This window comes from Thalassobacterium maritimum (genome assembly GCF_031127805.1).
GTDB lineage: Bacteria > Verrucomicrobiota > Verrucomicrobiia > Opitutales > Coraliomargaritaceae > Thalassobacterium > Thalassobacterium maritimum.
Genome location: NZ_JARXHW010000257.1, coordinates 1 through 405, shown reverse-complemented (window position 1 = coordinate 405; position 405 = coordinate 1). Strand labels below are relative to the sequence as shown.

1 pseudogene is annotated in these 405 nt (G+C 55.3%); it reads left to right on the top strand.

The features are described 5' to 3' along the window. A pseudogene (locus tag QEH52_RS20255) lies at positions 1 to 300 on the top strand (carbohydrate ABC transporter permease); the annotation flags it as partial. Positions 301 to 405: the final 105 nt, after the last annotated feature.

The window sequence follows — 405 nt, the reverse complement described above, 5'->3', positions numbered from 1 at the left end:
GACGGCGTCAGCCCGCTGGGCATGATCTTTAAGATCGAGCTGCCACTGATCATGACACAGGTGCGGATTAATCTGATCTTCATGACCATCGGCACACTGACCACTTACGAGATCTTCCTCATCCTGCTCGGCCCCGACGGTGGGCCCGGCGGCAAGGGCATGGTGCCGGGACTCTATATGTTTAGCGCCGCCTTCACCGAAGGTCGCTTCGGCTACGCCTGCGCGCTGGGCATGGTGCTCTTCGTCATCATCCTGCTGCTGACCATCGTTTACCAAAAATACGTGAAGGTCGAAAAGTAAGCTCTTAACTGATTCCCCCGCAATGACTCCACAAACTCAGAACAAAATCGGTGAAACGATCAAGCTCGGCTACCTGGCCTTCATCCTCACCTTCGCCTTCTTCCC